Origin of the sequence: Aeromonas sp. 600774 (assembly GCF_049175075.1) — a bacterium.
Lineage (GTDB): Bacteria > Pseudomonadota > Gammaproteobacteria > Enterobacterales > Aeromonadaceae > Aeromonas > Aeromonas veronii_A.
This window is the reverse complement of record NZ_JAAKUJ010000008.1, coordinates 139,945-156,011: the sequence shown is the minus strand read 5'-3', so window position 1 is coordinate 156,011 and position 16,067 is coordinate 139,945. Positions and strand designations below refer to the sequence as shown.

Here is a 16,067-nt window from a genome sequence, read left to right as displayed (position 1 = left end):
CCTGACCCGCTTAAGCGGGATGCCAATGATATTGATTTTCATTTGTCTGGCAAGGTGAAAATGGATAGGGGTATTGGAGGCGGGTTGTGCGGTCGGGGGGAGCTCGGCTGAAAAGCAGAGCCATTGCAGCAAACCGCGCGAACGAAGCGAGGGAAAAAGGGCGTAGCGGAAGAGAAAGGGACAAAACGTGAAGAGGCATCCGGCCCGATAGGACGGGCCGGATATCGGACTCAGTGGGTGCGCAGTAGTCGGCGGGTGAGGGGCTGGGCCGCCAGCAGGCGATAGGCCAGCAGAGATGCTCCCAGCAGCAGCGGCACCTTGGCAATCTCCCACGGGATGGATGCGCCCTGCGGGCCAAACACGAAGAGCCAGAGCACCAGCATCATGTGCAGGCAGTAGATCCCGAGCACTTTGGGGGCCTGACGTTCAAGCCAGCTGCCTTTGCCCCACTCGGGGTTGGCCAGCAGCAGGCCAAACAGGCCGAGGGCCCAGGGAAGGGAACCGAGCAGGAAGTCGTGGCGGGTAAGCGGTACCGCGGCAAAGTGCTGCAGCACCCAGGCTTCACAGCCATAGAGCGCCACGCCCGCCAGCAGCAATTGCCAGCCGGTGCGGGCATCCGGTTGCCACTGAAGCTGGCGCAGCAGGGCCCCGAGCGCCACAAACACCAGGGAGAAGAAGGGGCCGTTACGGGTGAGCAGTGGCCACTCGGCGCCCAGCAGCGGCTTGGCATAGGAGCCCCCCAGCAGCGCCAGCAGGTAGAGGCCAAGACCCAGCCAGAGGGCGAGCGATGGTCTGCCAAGCCGGTAGCAGAGTGCCAGCAGGGCCACCGCCATGACCAGGGCTGGCAGGAACCAGAGGTGGATCATGCCGCCCACCAGCCAGCCATTGAGGGGGTCGCCGAGCTGGAATTGCCACTGCCCGCGCAGGGAGGCCAGATAGCCTTGCTGCACGGCATCCAGCGGATTGAACGGCACCAGCAGGTAGACCAGACTCCACACCAGCCAGAGCTGCAGCAAGGGGCGGCAGTAGCGCCAGGTCACGGTCAGCGGCGCCTCGCGACTCAGTCTCGGCTGCAGAAAATAACCGGCACAGAGGAAAAATAGCGGCACGGCAAAGCCGCATAACTGGTTGATGGTGCCGCTTAGCCAGAGCCAGGATTCGCCTCCCCACAGGGCGGGATTGAAGGGGTTGTCGAAAGGGGATACATGAATGGTCATCACGGCCAGAATGGTCAGTACCCGCCCGCACTCGATACTGGAAATGCGCATGGTGGCTCGTCGTTACAGGGGTTGTGATGGCACGCTAAAATTCTCGCTGCCAGGTTACAACCAATTGATTCTATTAGTGTGATTCACGCTGTTGAGTAGTTAAGTTTTGTAACGGGATGGCGGAAGGTGTTACCTGTAGCGGGAACTGGATCCCATTTTTTGGGCGCGCTCATGTAGATAAAAAAGCGAGGCGGGCGCCTCGCTTGGTTGGGGATCTCGAGCTTACTGGTGAGTCAGCATGCTGCTCTGGTTGGCGGCAAGGGTGGTTCTGCCCGAGCTCTCCAGCCAGGTTTTGATCCGTTTGGCATCGGCGACCCGATCGTTGGTGGTCTCGGCATTGAGCAGCACCATGATCACCGGTTCGTGATTGACCTTGGTGCCCAGCACCAGACAGCGGCCCGCTTCGCGGATATAGCCGGTCTTGGAGAGGGTGAACTCCCACTGCCCCTCGCGGATCAGCCGGTTGGAGTTGAGGTAGTGCAGCTGGCGCTTGTTGGTACGCACATAGCTCTGCTCGTCGGTGGAGTACTGGCGGATTAGCGGATAGGAGGCTGCTGCTGCGGCGAGCTTGGCCAGATCCTGCGCGGTGGAGACATTGCGCGGGTTGAGCCCGGTGCTGTCGGCGTAGTGGGTATTCCACATCCCCAGCATGCGGGCTTTGGCGTTCATCGCCTCGACAAAGGCACGCTGGCCGCCGGGATAGTGGCGGGCCAGCGCCGAGGCTGCGCGGTTTTCAGAGGACATCAGGGCGATATGGAGCATTTCGGCGCGGCTGAGCTTCGAGCCAATGGCTAGGCGCGATCCGGTTCCCTTGATGCGGTCGATGTCGGCATTGGTCACGGTGAGCATTTCATTGAGGCGCAGGTTGGCATCCAGCACTACCAGCGCCGTCATCAGCTTGGTGAGAGAGGCGATGGGCATTACCCGGTTGCCGTTGCGCTCGGAGATCACCTCGCCGGTTCTGTGGTTGGCCACCACGAAAGCGGCCGAGCTGAGGTTGGGCACATCCCGTCGCTCGAGAAAGCCGCTGCCGCTCTTGCTGCTGGCGGAAAAGGGATTGGCATGGGCACTGTCCATAGTGGCCGGCAACATTACTGCGCCAAGCAACAGAGGAAGGAGGGAACGCATCATCATGATCAGCTCTACCGGACGAAATACAGGGACATCTCGCTAAGTTATATGTCGTGAACTGGCGCTTCACAATCATTCTCACCTTGATATTGATAATTTACGGCGCTGAGCGCGCTCTGACGACGAGGAGAGCGTAAATATGGTCTCCATGGAGTCTTCTTTTACATTGAAACTATGGGCTGGTTGTGATGGCGAGCGGAAGCAGGCGCTAAAAAAATCGGGACCAGAATAGTCCCGATTGGCATGGAGCATTGCTACCGTTTAGTGGGCATCTTCCTGCTTGATCTTGAAGCGCATGGCGATCACCACGAACAGCAGCGGGCCAATGATGGTCCAGACGCCGGTGGAGATATCGCCGGAGATAAAGGGGGCGACCACGGTAAAGACGTTGCCGAAGGCGACCAGGATCAGGCTGATGATGGTGGCAAGCAGTACCGAGCCCGCGCTCTTGAAGAAGATCAGGTCCTTGCCCAGCGCCGGGTTGTTGCGATAGCGATACCAGGCGTAGATGAGGAACATGTAGGGCAGGGTCATGCCGACGTTGGTCATGGTGATGATCAGCTCATAGAGGGCGGCGGCCCCTTCCGGGTTGATCAGGGTAAAAATGGACTTGGCGGCAATGAACAGACAGACCACCCAGGCTTGCACCTTGAGGGCTTCAATCCGCACGCCATTCTCGTTCTCGCGTTGTAAACGCTCCGGCCAGAAGTAGCTCGGGGTGCCGGTGATGAACTGGCGCAGTGGCGCGTAGGAGAGGGCGATAAAGGCACCCAGATAGCTCAGGAACATGCCCAATCCGGCAAAGCGCATGAACACCTGTCCCAGCCACTCGCCACCAAGATGGCGCCCCAGCTCCAGCATGATGATGAAGAGGGCGGAGAGAGAGGTGATCCCCTCGGCCGGGAAGTCGCTCCAGCGCATGATGGAGCCGACCGCCAGAAAGCCGATGATGTAGCAGAGTACGATGAAGGCGCCGGAGAGGAAGATGCCGCGCTTGAGGTCGCGCTCGGGATCTTCCAGCTCGTCAGCCACCCCGGCCATCGCCTCGACCCCGCCGTAGGCGAAGATGGCGAACACCATAAAGCCGAGGAAGGGGATGATGTCGTTGAAAGCGGCATTGGGAGAAGCCGTCAGCGATGCCTGGGTGAAGGGCTCCTGCAGGGTCATGCCGCTCACCGCGAAGGTGAAGACGCCACCGACCAGCAGCAACACGTTGAGTGCCACCACGGAGAGACCGCCGATGGCCGCCACCTTGGCGAAGCGGGCGCTACCCAGAGTGATGAGCTTGGTGACGGTGGCAACCAATGCGATGGCAACGACCCCCAGAATAAAGGGGCCGAAGTCGATCTCAGTGCCCAGGGTGACCGGGATGACGGTGATGTCGCGGCCAAACAGCATGAAGGAGAGGGGCACCCACATGGAGAGCGCTTTGCCAAACATCCAGATGACGTAGGAGGCGAACCACATAGTCAGGCCGATAAAGGCGAATCGGGTCGAGACCGAGTGGCGCATCCAGGTAAAGATACCGCCCGCCTCTTTGCGAAAGCCGGTACCAAACTCAATCATCATCAAAATGAACGGGATGAAGAAAAACAGACCGCCAATGACGAACATCGGAATGGCGGCATATCCCATTCGGTAAAAACCGATCCCGATATTAGTGACGCCAAATACCGATGTTAATATCATCAATATAAAAGCGCCCAACTTCAGCTTTTTTGCCGACATATTAAAAACTCCCTGATGGTGCTGGATTTAAAATAATCAAAAATTAAACAGACGAAACCGGACCCATTAATAACGCGGTAGCGCCATGCCATCCTGCTGTGGCGGGCGCGATCGGGTCATCTCTGACCGGGCTGGCTTACCCGTCAGGCGGTCAATGAATGTATGGGTGGAGCGGCATGGTCTGTGCCATGCGCGGTATTGGTCAGCGTTGCCGAAAATTAACTGTGAACGATTTTATCATTAATGCTGCTGGGCAGGTAAGTTTCCCGAATGAAGCTGTGGTTGAAATAAACAGGCCTGCCAGTTAATTGATACGTTGCGGATGTAAACATTTACGCCAGGTTCGAGACTTATTTCCATTATTCGTATTCGGCATATTTGGCGGAGTGAATTACGCCATCCTGCCTGATAAATTCGCACCAATGGCGACAGCGCTTATCCTCCCAGCCGGGTCAGCAGCACGCCGCCAGTGATAATGGCCGCCGCCGTCAGCCGCATGCGCCCGGGCGGCTCTTTCAGCAGCCAGACCGAGAGCAGCATGGCAAACAGCACACTGCTCTCGCGCAGAGCCGCGACTACGCCAATGGGAGCTTGGGTCATGGCCCAGATAACAATCCCGTAGGCGAGCAGTGACATGGCACCTCCTGCAATTCCCGCCATCGCATGGCGACGGATCTGGCGCCATGCGTTGCGCCTCTGGTGGACGATCAGCACCAACAGCATCGCCAGCCCGGTACAGGCAAAGAGCCAGAGTGTGTAGCGTACCGGCTCACCCCCTGCGCGGGCGCCGGCCCCATCCGAGAGGGTATAGATCGCCGTGAACATAGCTGTGATCAGTGCCGCCCGAACCGCTTTGCTGTCAAGGCGTTGCTGCCCACCTCGCCAGGCCATCAGCAAGACTCCCATGATCAGCACGCAGGCGCCGATGATGCCGCCGTAACCGGGGTAGTCCCCCAGCAACATGGCACTTAACACCATGGCGAGCAGCGGAGCACTGCCACGGGCCAGCGGATAGATCTGGCCAAAATCGCCCTGATTGTAGGCATGGCTGAGAAACAGGCAGTAACCGGTATGGAGCAGGACTGAGAGGCCGAGCCAGGGCAGCTCGGCAGCGGAGGGAAGCCCCATGGGCAGCAGTGCGACGGCGGCGATAAGCCCTGAGAAGATCGCCACCAGTGACACGCCCACCAGCCGCTCTTCGCCAATTTTGACCAGCGCATTCCAGCTGGCGTGAAGCAGGGCTGCCAGCAGAACGGCAAAAAAGACGGTGGTGCTCATGGGAAAGGGCTCTCGGGCGATGGGGGTCAACAGCATACCCGCCCGGAGCCTGATGGGCCGAGATCTTTATCAAGGCTTCGGCTTTTCGGGGCTCGCCTCCTGCGTGGTGGCGTTACCCAGTTGCCCCAACACCAGTTTGGGATGGGGGTCGGTCTGCAGCGGAATATCCTGCAACTCTGTTCCCTGCTGATGGCGATGGATGATCCCGGCGGCCATCTTGCCCAGCGCCTCGTAGCTGCTGATAGTGCCAACGCTACAGCCGTGCTCTACGAACAGCTCGGCACTACAGATGGTAGGAATGGCAGCTTCGTTGAGTACATTCAGCAGGCGGGGGGCGATGGAGAGCAGATAGCTGTCTGCGGCCAGAAAGACGATGTCGTTTTTGGCATCCTGTTGCAGTCGCTTCAACTCGGTCTCCAGTCGCTTTGGATCTGGTGCAATGCGCCAGGTTGCGACTTGCCACTGGTAACCTTTGGCCGCGTTGATCAGCATGTCGGCCACCAGCAGGGTGTTCTGCTCCCGCGGATTGAATGGGAGCAACAGCCGTTTATTCGATGGAAGGTACTTGCTGGCATTGGCCAGTTGCAGCGCCATGGGTACCATGTTGCTTACTCCGGCGACCATGCTGTTCTGAGTTTTGTCCTCAGAGAGAAAGCCTGCCCCTACAGGATCTGAAACCACGTTGAAGATCATGGGTTTTCGATTGGCTATCAGACTCTTTGCCATGGTGGTGGCCGTGGTACCGAAGGTGTAGATGTAGTCGTACTCCGCCAGTTTCGGCAGCATCTGCTGACGCAGCATGGTCGCCAGCGCAGTGCGATCCTGATCGGCATTGTAGATGGTGATGGTGGTCTGGTAGCCAAGTCGGGTCAGCTCGGCCCGAAAGCCCGCCTCGGCGGCGGTTTCGCCACGCCACAGCACCATGGCGATATTGAGGGCGTGAGCGGGAAGAGCCAGCAGCAACAGCAGGACGAAAAGCAGCCTGACCATGATCATCTCTCCGGCGATACATCTACTCTTGAGCCTAGGCCAGTTTGTGGTTTTCTGAGCAACAGCGACGAAAAAGCGCGATGGCAAGCCATCGCGCTTTGGGTATCAGAAAACCTCGATTAGAAGTCGTAGCGAGCAGCCAGCTGGAAGTCATCCTTGTTGGCGGTCGCTTTGCCGGCAACGCTGTCCAGATTGTTGATGCGGTACTCGCCAATCACCCGCAGGTTCTTGTTGAACTTGTACTGGGCTCCCAGGGTGTAGTAATCCACATTGTCTTTCTTGGTGCCAGCCTTGTCCTGCTCCTGTTTGTTCCACAGCGCCATCAGACCGAAGCCATTCTCGAAGTTGTAGCCCAGCGCGGCTTCCCAACCGGTGTGATCGGTGCCGGTCGCCAGGAAGTCGCTGCCATCGGCATAACTCAGGGCGGCGTAGGCGGCCTTGTTGTCAAACTTGGCGGAGATCAGCCACAGTTTTGCATCTTCTTCACCGCTCTTGTCGCGCAGGCCGACGTTATAGGCGGTACCCAGCGACAGGTTGAAAGGGAAGGTATAGGCCACGGCTGCTCCGTAGGCCGCGTCGCTATCCTTGCTGGTAGTCTCTTCGGTGTCACCACCGTCGAACTTGTAGCTGGTGTCGAGCTGGAAGCCATTGAACAGGCCGGAGTATTTCAGTACGGAACCGGCGCGGTTGGTGGCGAAGGTGTCGGTTTTTGCACCCAGCGCTTCGTTACCGTAGCCGTCGGAGAGGGAGACATCAGTCCAGTCCGCCAGGAAACCCGGGGCACCTTTCTGGCGGCCGAAGGTCACTGTACCCCAGTCAGCGCCCACACCGGCAAAGGCCAGACGGGTACGCAGGTTGTCGGAGCTCTCGCTGATGGTCTTCTCGCTGTCGTTGATGTACATCTGCACTTCGTACTGGGCCAGCGCCTTCAGACCGCTCTGGATCTGGGTCTCGGCCTTGGCACCGAAGCGGACAAACTGGTTGGCCCCTTGCTTGGCGCTGTAATCCTTGGTGCCATTCGGGTTGGCGGTATCGACGTTTTCTTTCTTGTCGCCGAAGAATTGACCGGCGTAGATGCGTCCATACAGGTCCAGCATGGCGGTATCATTTTTATATACTTCAACGGCTTGTGCCTGGAAGGCGGCAGTCAGAGCCAGTGCCACTACAGTCAGCTTTTTCATCTTAATCCCTTGTGTTGCAAGCTTTTGTTTTGAAGACGGGGCCATCCTAGGGAGGAGGCATGACAGCGGGGTGACAACTGGATGAAGAGTCGATGGCAATTGGGTTGCAATTGGATGAATTGGCTACATTTATGCTCCTGGCAGCTACTTTTGTGCGCAAAGGTTTGCCCTTGTGGTAGAATGCCGCCCGTTTTCGAGCTCCATAGGTTGGATATGCGATGAGACGTGAACTGGCAATCGAGTTTTCCCGAGTGACGGAAGCGGCAGCACTGGCTGGCTACAAGTGGCTCGGACGTGGTGACAAGAATATCGCCGACGGGGCAGCCGTGGCTGCCATGCGTCACATTCTCAACCAGATCGAGATCGATGGTGAGATTGTGATCGGCGAAGGTGAAATTGATGAAGCGCCGATGCTTTATATCGGCGAGAAGGTCGGTACCGGACACGGAGACGGCGTCGATATCGCGGTCGATCCCATCGAGGGTACCCGCATGACCGCCATGGGCCAGGCCAATGCGCTGGCCGTGCTGGCGGTGGGCGACAAGGGCTCCTTCCTGAAAGCGCCTGACATGTACATGGAAAAGCTGATCGTCGGTCCCAAAGCCAAAGGGGCCATCGACCTGGATCAGGCTCTCGAGCTCAACCTGAAGTCTGTGGCCAAGGCGCTGGGCAAGCCGCTCTCCCGCCTGACCGTCATTACCCTGGCCAAGCCGCGTCATGACAAGGCAATCAAGGAGATGCAGGGTCTGGGCGTGCGGGTGTTCGCCATTCCTGATGGTGACGTTGCCGCCTCCATCCTCACCTGTCTACCGGACAGCGAAGTCGACATGCTGTATGGCATCGGCGGCGCTCCGGAAGGGGTGATCTCCGCTGCGGTGATCCGCGCGCTGGATGGCGACATGCAAGCTCGTCTGGTGCCGCGCCACCGCGTCAAGGGTGACAGCCCGGAAGTGCGTGAGCTGGGCGAGCAGGAAATTGCCCGCTGCGAAGCACTCGGCATCGACGTCAACAAGGTGCTCAAGCTGGAAGACATGGCGAAGAATGACAACGTCATCTTCTCCGCCACCGGCATCACCAAGGGTGACCTGCTGGATGGCATCACCAGCGATGGCGTGATGGCGACCACTGAGACTCTGCTGATCCGTGGTAAATCCCGTACCATCCGCCGTATCAAGTCGATCCATTATCTGGAGCGCAAAGACAGCGTGGTTCGCGACATCATCCTGTGATGATGGCTCTGCCCGCCATGCGGTAGTGAATCAAGCCCGATCGCCTCGCGGTCGGGCTTTTTGCTGCCTTCCCTCTACGTTTGTGGGCTTGCCTGGGCTATGGTGGCAGAGAGTCCGACAGTGCAGGTTGATCCTGTGACAGGAGTGGGTTGTATGGAGTGTCGTTCCAGTTGCGGTGCCTGTTGCATCGCTCCCAGTATCAGCAGTGCCATCCCCGGCATGCCCGATGGCAAACCGGCTGGTGTCCCCTGCATCCAGCTTGATGCGCGCCTTGGCTGCAAGATCTTCGGTCAACCGGAGCGGCCGGCGGTGTGCGGCGGTTTTCGCCCCATGATGGATGTGTGCGGCAGCCATCGCGCCGAGGCTATCTGGCTGATCGGCGAGCTGGAACGGCTCACCACCTGACGAGGGCAGGGCGAAGAGATAAAAAAGAGGCCGCATCATGCGGCCTCTCACGTTTCTGTTCGCCGGGGATCAGATCCCCGCCAGCTCCAGCGCCTGACGGTAGTACTCGTTGGCCTTGTTGGTAAGGCGACGCTTGTCCATCACCTGACCGAGGGCGTGGTAGGCGGCGGCGCTCGGCGCCCGCTCCACCTCCTGCTCCAGCAGCTTCTGGGCATCGTCCAGTTGACCTGCCAGCAGATAAAGCTGGGCCAGTGCGGTGTCCACCTCCGGCTGCCCCTGCTGTTTTTGCAGCAGCGCCAAGAGCGGCTGATAGCTGTCGAGTTTCAGCTTGGGTAGGCGAGCCAGCAGCTGCGGCATCGGCTGTTTGCGCAGCGCCTCCTGCCACAGGGTGGCGGCCTCGCCGTCGGCGCCCAGCTGGCGCAGCAGATCGCCGTAGCAGGCCAGCAGCTCTGGCTCAAGGCGCAGCTTGCGCGGCAGATCCTGCCACACCGCCTTGAGGGTTTCGAGGCTGCTGGCAGCCTGTTGCAGGCGACCACACCAGGCCTGTTGCAGCAGCTCTTCTTCCTGTTTCGGGGTCAGCTTGCCTACCTTGTGCAGTGCCGGGATCAGGTCGCACAGAGCGCTCCAGTCCTGACGGGCCAGATGCACCTGGCGCAGCTGATCCAGCACCATGGGGTGGCGCGGGTTGAGGGCGTAGACCGACTCCAGCATCGCCAGCGCCGTGTCGTACTGGCCCTGCTCGATCTGCAGCTGGGTCTGGGTCAGGGTGAGCGCCAGCTCGGCCTTGGGATTCTCCTCCTGCGCTTTTTGCAGGTATTGATCCCGGCGTGCGTCGTCACCACGGGCCTGTGCCGCCTTGGCGGCGCTCAGGTAGTTGAGCAGCGGGGTGTCGCTGTTGCTGGCCCCCTTGATCATCAGCTTTTCAGCCTGACTGTAGTGCCCTTCGGCCATCGCCAGGGTGGCGGCGACGGTCTGTTGATTGGCCTTGCGGCGGCGGCGCGAGCCGTACCAGCCGAGGGTCTTGCGGCGCAGGCCGAATACCCGACCCAGCAGCCACTCGACGATCAGCAGGGCGCCGTAGAACAGCACGGCCAGGATCACCGCGCTGGTGACGGAAGATTCGATGGTGTAATTGCCCAGGGCAATCAGCACATAGCCCTTGTTACCGGAGGCTTGCGGGCCAAAGATCAGCCCTGCGACCATCACGGCAACCAGAATGATTATACGGATCATGGTGCCCTCCTCAGCTGCTGGCCAGAATGCGTTGCAGGCGTTCGGTCAGCACCTGCTCCAGCATGGCCTGGGTCTTGAACTGGGCCGGATAGTCGATCTGGATCTGCTCACCCTTTAGCTTGTCGATCTCGCCCTGCATGTAGCGGGTGGCGCTGTTGTCGGTGTCGAAATATTGGGTCAGCCAGCGCTGGGCCTTGTCCAAGCTGTCTTCGTAGAGCGCCTGCTGCTCGCGATAGACGGAGAGCTGGGCCTGCAACAGCTTGGTTTTGAGGTTTTCACGCAGGAAGATCTCCTGCTGCGGCGAGAGCAGCGCCTCGACCGCGCCATCGCGGCGACGGATGGTGACGAAGTTCTCGGTGAACTTGACCCAGTTCTTCTTCAGATTGCTCTCCCACTCATCTGGATTGGTGCTGACCGCTTGATCCGGCTCGGCCTTGGCTTCCGGCATGCTGACGGTGGAGAGGGGCAGCAGCTCGATCTGGTCGGACAGTGCCGCCAGCTTGAGGGTCAGTCCCTCGCGGTCGATGCGCGGCATCCCCTTGAGCTTGGCGATATCCTCGGCCAGCGCCTTGCGGATCGGCATCAGGCTGGGGTCGTTGAGGGCGGCGATCCGCTCGTCGGCATTGCCGAGCAATGTGATGGCGGAGACGAGGTCATGCTCCAGCCACAGTTTGCGACCCGCCATCCGAACCAGATACTCGGATTCGGCCAGCATCCAGTCGTTGGGGCGTTTATCGTTGAGATCCAGTACCCGGTTCTGCAGACCCTGCATCTCCCCTTGCAGCCGCTGCTGGGTTTGATCCAGCGCGGCCAGCTGCTCGGCATCCTTGCTGCTGGTCTGGTCGATCTTGCTCAGGGCGCTCGCCAGCTGCTGCTTGAGCTGGGCCAGTTCGGCTTGCTGGGCCACGGCATTCTTGTGACCGTGCAGATAGAGACCGCCGGTCAGGCCAAGGGCCAGCAGGATGGCGACCCCTCCCAGTACGGCACCGGAGCGGCTCTTGCTGCCATTGACCGCAGCGGTCGGCTGGGGTTTGACCTGGGATTCTTGTTGTTCTGTCATTCCATCTTCCTCAGTTCCAGTGCGGCCGTCAGGGCCTGGTTGGATGCACCTTGGGCAATCGTGATATGGATAAAGCCCGCAGCACTGGCCATCTCGGCCACGCGCGGGCTGGGGACCACCAGCAGGCGGTCAAAAAGCCAGGGCCGCTGGTGGTCGGGAACCAGCTCCAGCAGCCGTTGCAGCAGTTCACCACTGGTAATAAGCAGGCTGTCCAGCCCCGCTGCCTGCCAGTGGTGGGTCAATCTGTCCCCGTCTAGCTCGGGGTAGTGGCGTTCATAGGCCGCACAATAGTGCACCAGAGCACCGCGTGAGGCCAGCGTGCTGGCGATGAGATCCCGCCCGCCATTACCGCGCAGGATCAGTACCCGTTTGCCTGCTACCTGCTGCAGGGCGGGCAGGGCCAGCAGCCCTTCGCTGCGCGGGTCATCCGGGCAGCTTGCCGTGATGCCGATGGTGGCAAACGCATCTGCGCTGGCCTGACCCACCGCAAAGTACTCAATATGTGGCCAGGTCTGACCAGTTTGCAACAGAAAATCGTGTGCAAAATGAACGGCATGGATGCTGACGGCGATAACCACGTCGGCACTGCGCAGCAGGTCGGGCAGGAGAGGGAGTTCACTGCCCGCCACGGTTTCCAGCAGCGGGCAGCAGAGTGGTGCATGGCCGTGCTGGCGCAGCAACTGCACCAGCTCGGCGGCCTGAATGGCCGGACGCACCACCAGCGGGGTCATGCGCGGTAGACCTCGGCGAGGATCTCGTCGGCACCGGCGGCCAGCAGGCGCTGGGCCAGTTGTTCGCCGAGGGCCTCACCATCGGCCAGCGGACCGCGGATCTCGTCACGGATCACCTGGTTGCCATCGGGACTGCCCACCAGACCGCGCAGCCAGATCTGCTCGCCTTCGACTAGTGCGTAAGCACCGATGGGGACCTGACATCCCCCTTGCAGAGCGCGGTTCATGGCGCGCTCGGTCAGCACCCTGGCGCGGGTCTCGGCGTGCTCCAGCGGCGCCAGCAGAGCGTGCAGCTCAGTATCGTCGAGGCGGCATTCGATGCCGACGGCGCCTTGACCGTTGGCGGGCAGGCTCTGTTCCGGCTCGATAAAAGCGGTGATGCGATGCGCCATCTCCAGTCGTTTCAGACCGGCGGCGGCGAGGATGATGGCGTCGTACTCACCGGCATCCAGCTTGGCGAGGCGAGTGTTGACGTTGCCGCGCAGGTCGCGGATCACCAGATCCGGGCGGGCGGCGCGCAGCTGGCACTGGCGGCGCAGGCTCGAGGTGCCGACCACGGCCCCTTGCGGCAGTTCGGCAATGGTTTTGAAGCGGTTGGAGACAAAGGCGTCGCGGGGATCTTCCCGCTCGCAGATAGTGTGCAGACCGAGCCCCTCGGGGAACTCCACCGGCACGTCTTTCATGGAGTGAACAGCGATATCGGCCCGTCCTTCCAGCATGGCGGTCTCCAGCTCCTTGACGAACAACCCCTTGCCACCGACCTTGGCCAACGGGGTATCGAGGATCTTGTCACCCTGAGTGCTCATGGGTACCAGTTCGACCTGCAACTGTGGGTGCAGGGCTTCGAGCCGGTCTTTGACAAAGTTGGCCTGCCACAGGGCCAGCGGGCTCTTGCGAGTGGCAATTTTCAGGGTTCGGGCTGCCATATCAATCAGTTGTTTCATTTTTAGAAGGAAATCGATATTACCACCCTTTGCCCGGGCTTTCATGGCAGAGCCCGCAAAAGCGGGGGCAAGCTCAAAAATGCATGCTGAAAATGATTTTCATTAAGCAATTGCTATTGATTAATTCATTGAATATATTGAAATTTAATGATTTCCCCTGATACTTGATGTGGTCATACCAGAAATAATCTGGCGTTTAGCTGTAGGCTTGTTTACCACCGCTGTTTGCATTGTTAACATGATCACACTTTTTTGACGTATCCCCCTTTTGGTGCGTCATTTTCACCTAGGTGATAGGCAGGGCATTGCAGGAACACATCGATACGCTGGTTGCGCGTTATGACGACATTACCCGTCTCAAGACGCAACGGGCGTTAGGCCTCATGAGTCGCTATGGGCAGCAGGTATTCCAACTGCTGCCTGTCATGCTGCACTTCAATCACCCCCTGCTGCCCGGTTATGTCTCCGGCGATGTCCCTCATGGCATCTGGAGCTTCAGCGCCACCGCCGAGCAGCAAGCCTTTATCGATGACCTTTGTCGCAATGCCAACTGTCAGAGTGGTCTGGCAACCCATGATCGGGCCATTCAGGGGCTCTATTCCATGGGCAGCACCTCCTCCATCGGCCAGTGCTGTCATTCCGATCTCGATATCTGGGTCTGCCACGTGGCCGGTTTGTCGCAAGAGCGGCTCGCCTTGCTGGAACAGAAGTGCCGGATGCTCTCCAAGTGGGCGGAGCAGCGCGGGGTCGATCTCAATTTCTTCCTGATCCCCGAAGACAAGTTTCGCCAGACCAACGATGCCGAGATGCAGGGAGAGAGCTGTGGCAGCGCCCAGCATCTGCTGCTGCTTGACGAGTTCTACCGCAGTGCCATGCGCATCGCCGGTAAGCGACTCATCTGGTATCTGGTTCCTGTCGAGTGTGATGATCACTACGACGACTATGTGAACGGGTTGTTTGAGAGTGGCAAGCTCAAACAGGATGATTGGCTTGATCTCGGCAGTTTTGACCGTATTCCGGCGGAGGAGTATTTCGGCTCTGCCCTGTGGCAGCTCTACAAGGGGATCGACTCTCCCTATAAGGCGGTGCTCAAGTCTGTGTTGATGGAGGCTTACTCCCACGAGTACCCCAACACCCGTTTGCTCTCGATGATCAGCCGTGACTGGTTTCAGCACAACGAGGGGATGCACTACCGGCTCGACAACTACTGCCTGATGCTGGACAAGGTCACCAACTACCTCAAGTCCATCGGCGATATGGCGCGACTCGATCTGGTGCGCCGCTGCTTCTACCTCAAGGTGTGCGACGGCCTCAGTCATCCCAAGGATGATCACTCCCCCGAGTGGCGCCGCGAGCAGATGAGCCAGCTGGTCTCCTACTGGGGTTGGAGCCAGGACAAGCTGTACCACCTCGATCACCGCCACGAGTGGAAGGTCGAGGAGGTGAAGATCGCCCATGCCGAGTTGCTGGAGGCTCTGATGCAGAGCTACCGCAATCTGATCCAGTTCGCCCGTCGCAACAACATCAGCGAGTCGATCAACCCGGAAGATATCGGCATCCTGTCGCGCAAACTCTATGCCGCATTCGAGAGCCTGCCAGGCAAGGTGCAGAGGGTGAACCTCAAGATCGCACCGGATCTGAGCGAGCCTGATCTCAGCTTCGTGCAGGTGCCGCACGGTCGCCTCAACCGTGCCGGCTGGTATCTCTACAAACATTCGCTGGAGCCGGTGGACATCATTGGCCGGGCGCCGCTCGAGTTCAACGGTTACATCAGCAAGCTGGTCTCCTGGGCCTACTTCAACGATCTGCTGACCCCCCAGTCGCGGGTGCACCTGTTCAATCAGGGCTCGGATCTGCACATCGACAATCTGCACCAGTTCTGTCGCGATCTCTCCGGCTGCTTCCCCGAGAAGTACCCGCTTGCCACCAACCTGGCCCTCAGCCGCCCGTGCGAGATCCGCCAGCTCTCCATCTTCCTCAATCTGGAGATGGACCCGACCAGCCATTGGGTCGGTCAGGTGATCGAGTTCGACGCCAACACCGTGGATGTTTTCTCGTTCGGTCGCAATCAGGAGTGTCTGGTTGGCTCGGTGGATCTGGTCTACCGCAACTCCTGGAGCGAGATCCGCACCCTGCACTTCCAGGGGGATGAAGCTGTGGTCGATGCCCTCACCACCATCCTAGGCAAGATGCATCAGGATGCCGCCGCCCCCGAGATGATCGAGGTGTTCTGCTATAGCCAGCACTTCCGTTCTCTGGTGCGCTCCCGCTTCCAGACCCTGGTGGCGGAGTGTATCGATCTGCGCCTGGCCCGCGACAAGCAGCAGCTGGTCAAGACCATGGCGCTCGGCCGTGAAAAGTACGGCATCTTCTTCGAGCGGCGCGGGGTGTCGGTGAAGAAGCTGGAAAACGCCATCGATTTTTACCGCCACATCTCCCACAACAAGCTGGATCATCTGCCGCTGCGGCTCGACAAGACCCACAGCCAGCATCTGCCGAGCATCGTCGATGCCTACGCCAGCGAAGGGCTGGTGCAGTTCTTCTTCGATACCCGTGATGCGGGCACCAACATCTATATCCTCGATGAGGCGAACCGGGTGGAGATCTACCAGCACTTTGCCGGCAACAAGGATGAGCTGGTGGCGGGGGTCAACCGCTTCTATACCTCCAATCACGAGCGGTTCAGCGATGATGGGCAGTTCATCAACTTCAACCTGCCCCAGTACTACGAGATAGTACAGGTGAATGGCGAGCTGGATGTGATCCCCTATCGCAGTCAGGGCTCCCTGCGCGAACAGGTGCCGCCCGCTCGAGAAGTGGGCTGACCCGTCAGTTGGAATCGCTATAAAAAACGGCCTGCAGATGCAGGCCGTTTGCTTTACCGGAAGG

At 59.6% G+C, this 16,067-nt stretch carries 13 protein-coding genes; 3 read left to right on the top strand and 10 right to left on the bottom strand.

From position 1 onward, the window contains the following. Positions 1 to 230: 230 nt before the first annotated feature. The 6 genes from G5171_RS10670 to G5171_RS10645 form a co-directional block, all read right to left on the bottom strand. Positions 231 to 1,268 (bottom strand): acyltransferase, encoded by a 1,038-nt coding sequence (locus G5171_RS10670; RefSeq protein ID WP_421250854.1) that lies wholly within the window; start codon positions 1,266 to 1,268, stop codon positions 231 to 233. Positions 1,269 to 1,490: 222 nt separating this feature from the next. Further along, on the bottom strand, positions 1,491 to 2,402 hold the full coding sequence (pbpG, locus tag G5171_RS10665) for a D-alanyl-D-alanine endopeptidase (protein WP_421212204.1): 912 nt from the start codon (positions 2,400 to 2,402) through the stop codon (positions 1,491 to 1,493). A 258-nt stretch (positions 2,403 to 2,660) separates the two neighbouring features. Next, entirely contained in the window at positions 2,661 to 4,127 is a 1,467-nt protein-coding gene (gene yjeM / locus G5171_RS10660; protein WP_421212205.1) for a glutamate/gamma-aminobutyrate family transporter YjeM, read from the bottom strand. 435 nt (positions 4,128 to 4,562) lie between these two features. Then, a complete protein-coding gene (locus tag G5171_RS10655; protein WP_421212206.1) occupies positions 4,563 to 5,441 on the bottom strand; it encodes a DMT family transporter in 879 nt (292 codons plus the stop codon). Between the two features lie 33 nt (positions 5,442 to 5,474). Further along, a complete protein-coding gene (locus G5171_RS10650) occupies positions 5,475 to 6,395 on the bottom strand; it encodes an ABC transporter substrate-binding protein (protein ID WP_421260158.1) in 921 nt (306 codons plus the stop codon). A 119-nt stretch (positions 6,396 to 6,514) separates the two neighbouring features. Beyond that, positions 6,515 to 7,576 carry a porin gene (locus G5171_RS10645; protein ID WP_216952723.1) on the bottom strand — a complete coding sequence of 354 codons (1,062 nt, stop codon included), beginning with the start codon at positions 7,574 to 7,576 and terminating at the stop codon, positions 6,515 to 6,517. 218 nt (positions 7,577 to 7,794) lie between these two features. Between G5171_RS10645 and glpX the strand changes: the two genes are divergently transcribed. Beyond that, the gene (gene glpX, locus G5171_RS10640; RefSeq protein WP_005342808.1) at positions 7,795 to 8,805 is read left to right on the top strand and encodes a class II fructose-bisphosphatase; all 1,011 of its coding nucleotides are present in this window, start codon (positions 7,795 to 7,797) and stop codon (positions 8,803 to 8,805) included. A gap of 153 nt (positions 8,806 to 8,958) precedes the next feature. After that, entirely contained in the window at positions 8,959 to 9,210 is a 252-nt protein-coding gene (locus G5171_RS10635) for a YkgJ family cysteine cluster protein (protein ID WP_421205642.1), read from the top strand. 69 nt (positions 9,211 to 9,279) lie between these two features. Here G5171_RS10635 and G5171_RS10630 read toward each other — a convergent pair whose 3' ends face one another. From G5171_RS10630 to hemC, 4 genes are read right to left on the bottom strand one after another with little or no spacing between them, the layout of a single operon-like run. After that, a complete protein-coding gene (locus tag G5171_RS10630) occupies positions 9,280 to 10,443 on the bottom strand; it encodes a heme biosynthesis HemY N-terminal domain-containing protein (RefSeq protein ID WP_337073091.1) in 1,164 nt (387 codons plus the stop codon). Positions 10,444 to 10,453: 10 nt separating this feature from the next. After that, a complete protein-coding gene (locus tag G5171_RS10625) occupies positions 10,454 to 11,503 on the bottom strand; it encodes a uroporphyrinogen-III C-methyltransferase (RefSeq protein ID WP_005336380.1) in 1,050 nt (349 codons plus the stop codon). After that, a complete protein-coding gene (locus G5171_RS10620) occupies positions 11,500 to 12,234 on the bottom strand; it encodes a uroporphyrinogen-III synthase (RefSeq protein WP_421205640.1) in 735 nt (244 codons plus the stop codon). Before G5171_RS10620 ends, G5171_RS10625 begins: the two co-directional genes overlap by 4 nt. Then, positions 12,231 to 13,160: a hydroxymethylbilane synthase gene (hemC, locus tag G5171_RS10615; RefSeq protein ID WP_216980241.1), complete on the bottom strand. Its 930-nt coding sequence runs from the start codon at positions 13,158 to 13,160 to the stop codon at positions 12,231 to 12,233. Before hemC ends, G5171_RS10620 begins: the two co-directional genes overlap by 4 nt. A gap of 323 nt (positions 13,161 to 13,483) precedes the next feature. On the opposite strand from hemC, the gene G5171_RS10610 reads away from it, so the two are divergent. After that, positions 13,484 to 16,003, top strand: coding sequence for a class I adenylate cyclase (locus tag G5171_RS10610; protein ID WP_337073093.1), 2,520 nt, complete (start codon positions 13,484 to 13,486; stop codon positions 16,001 to 16,003). Positions 16,004 to 16,067: the final 64 nt, after the last annotated feature.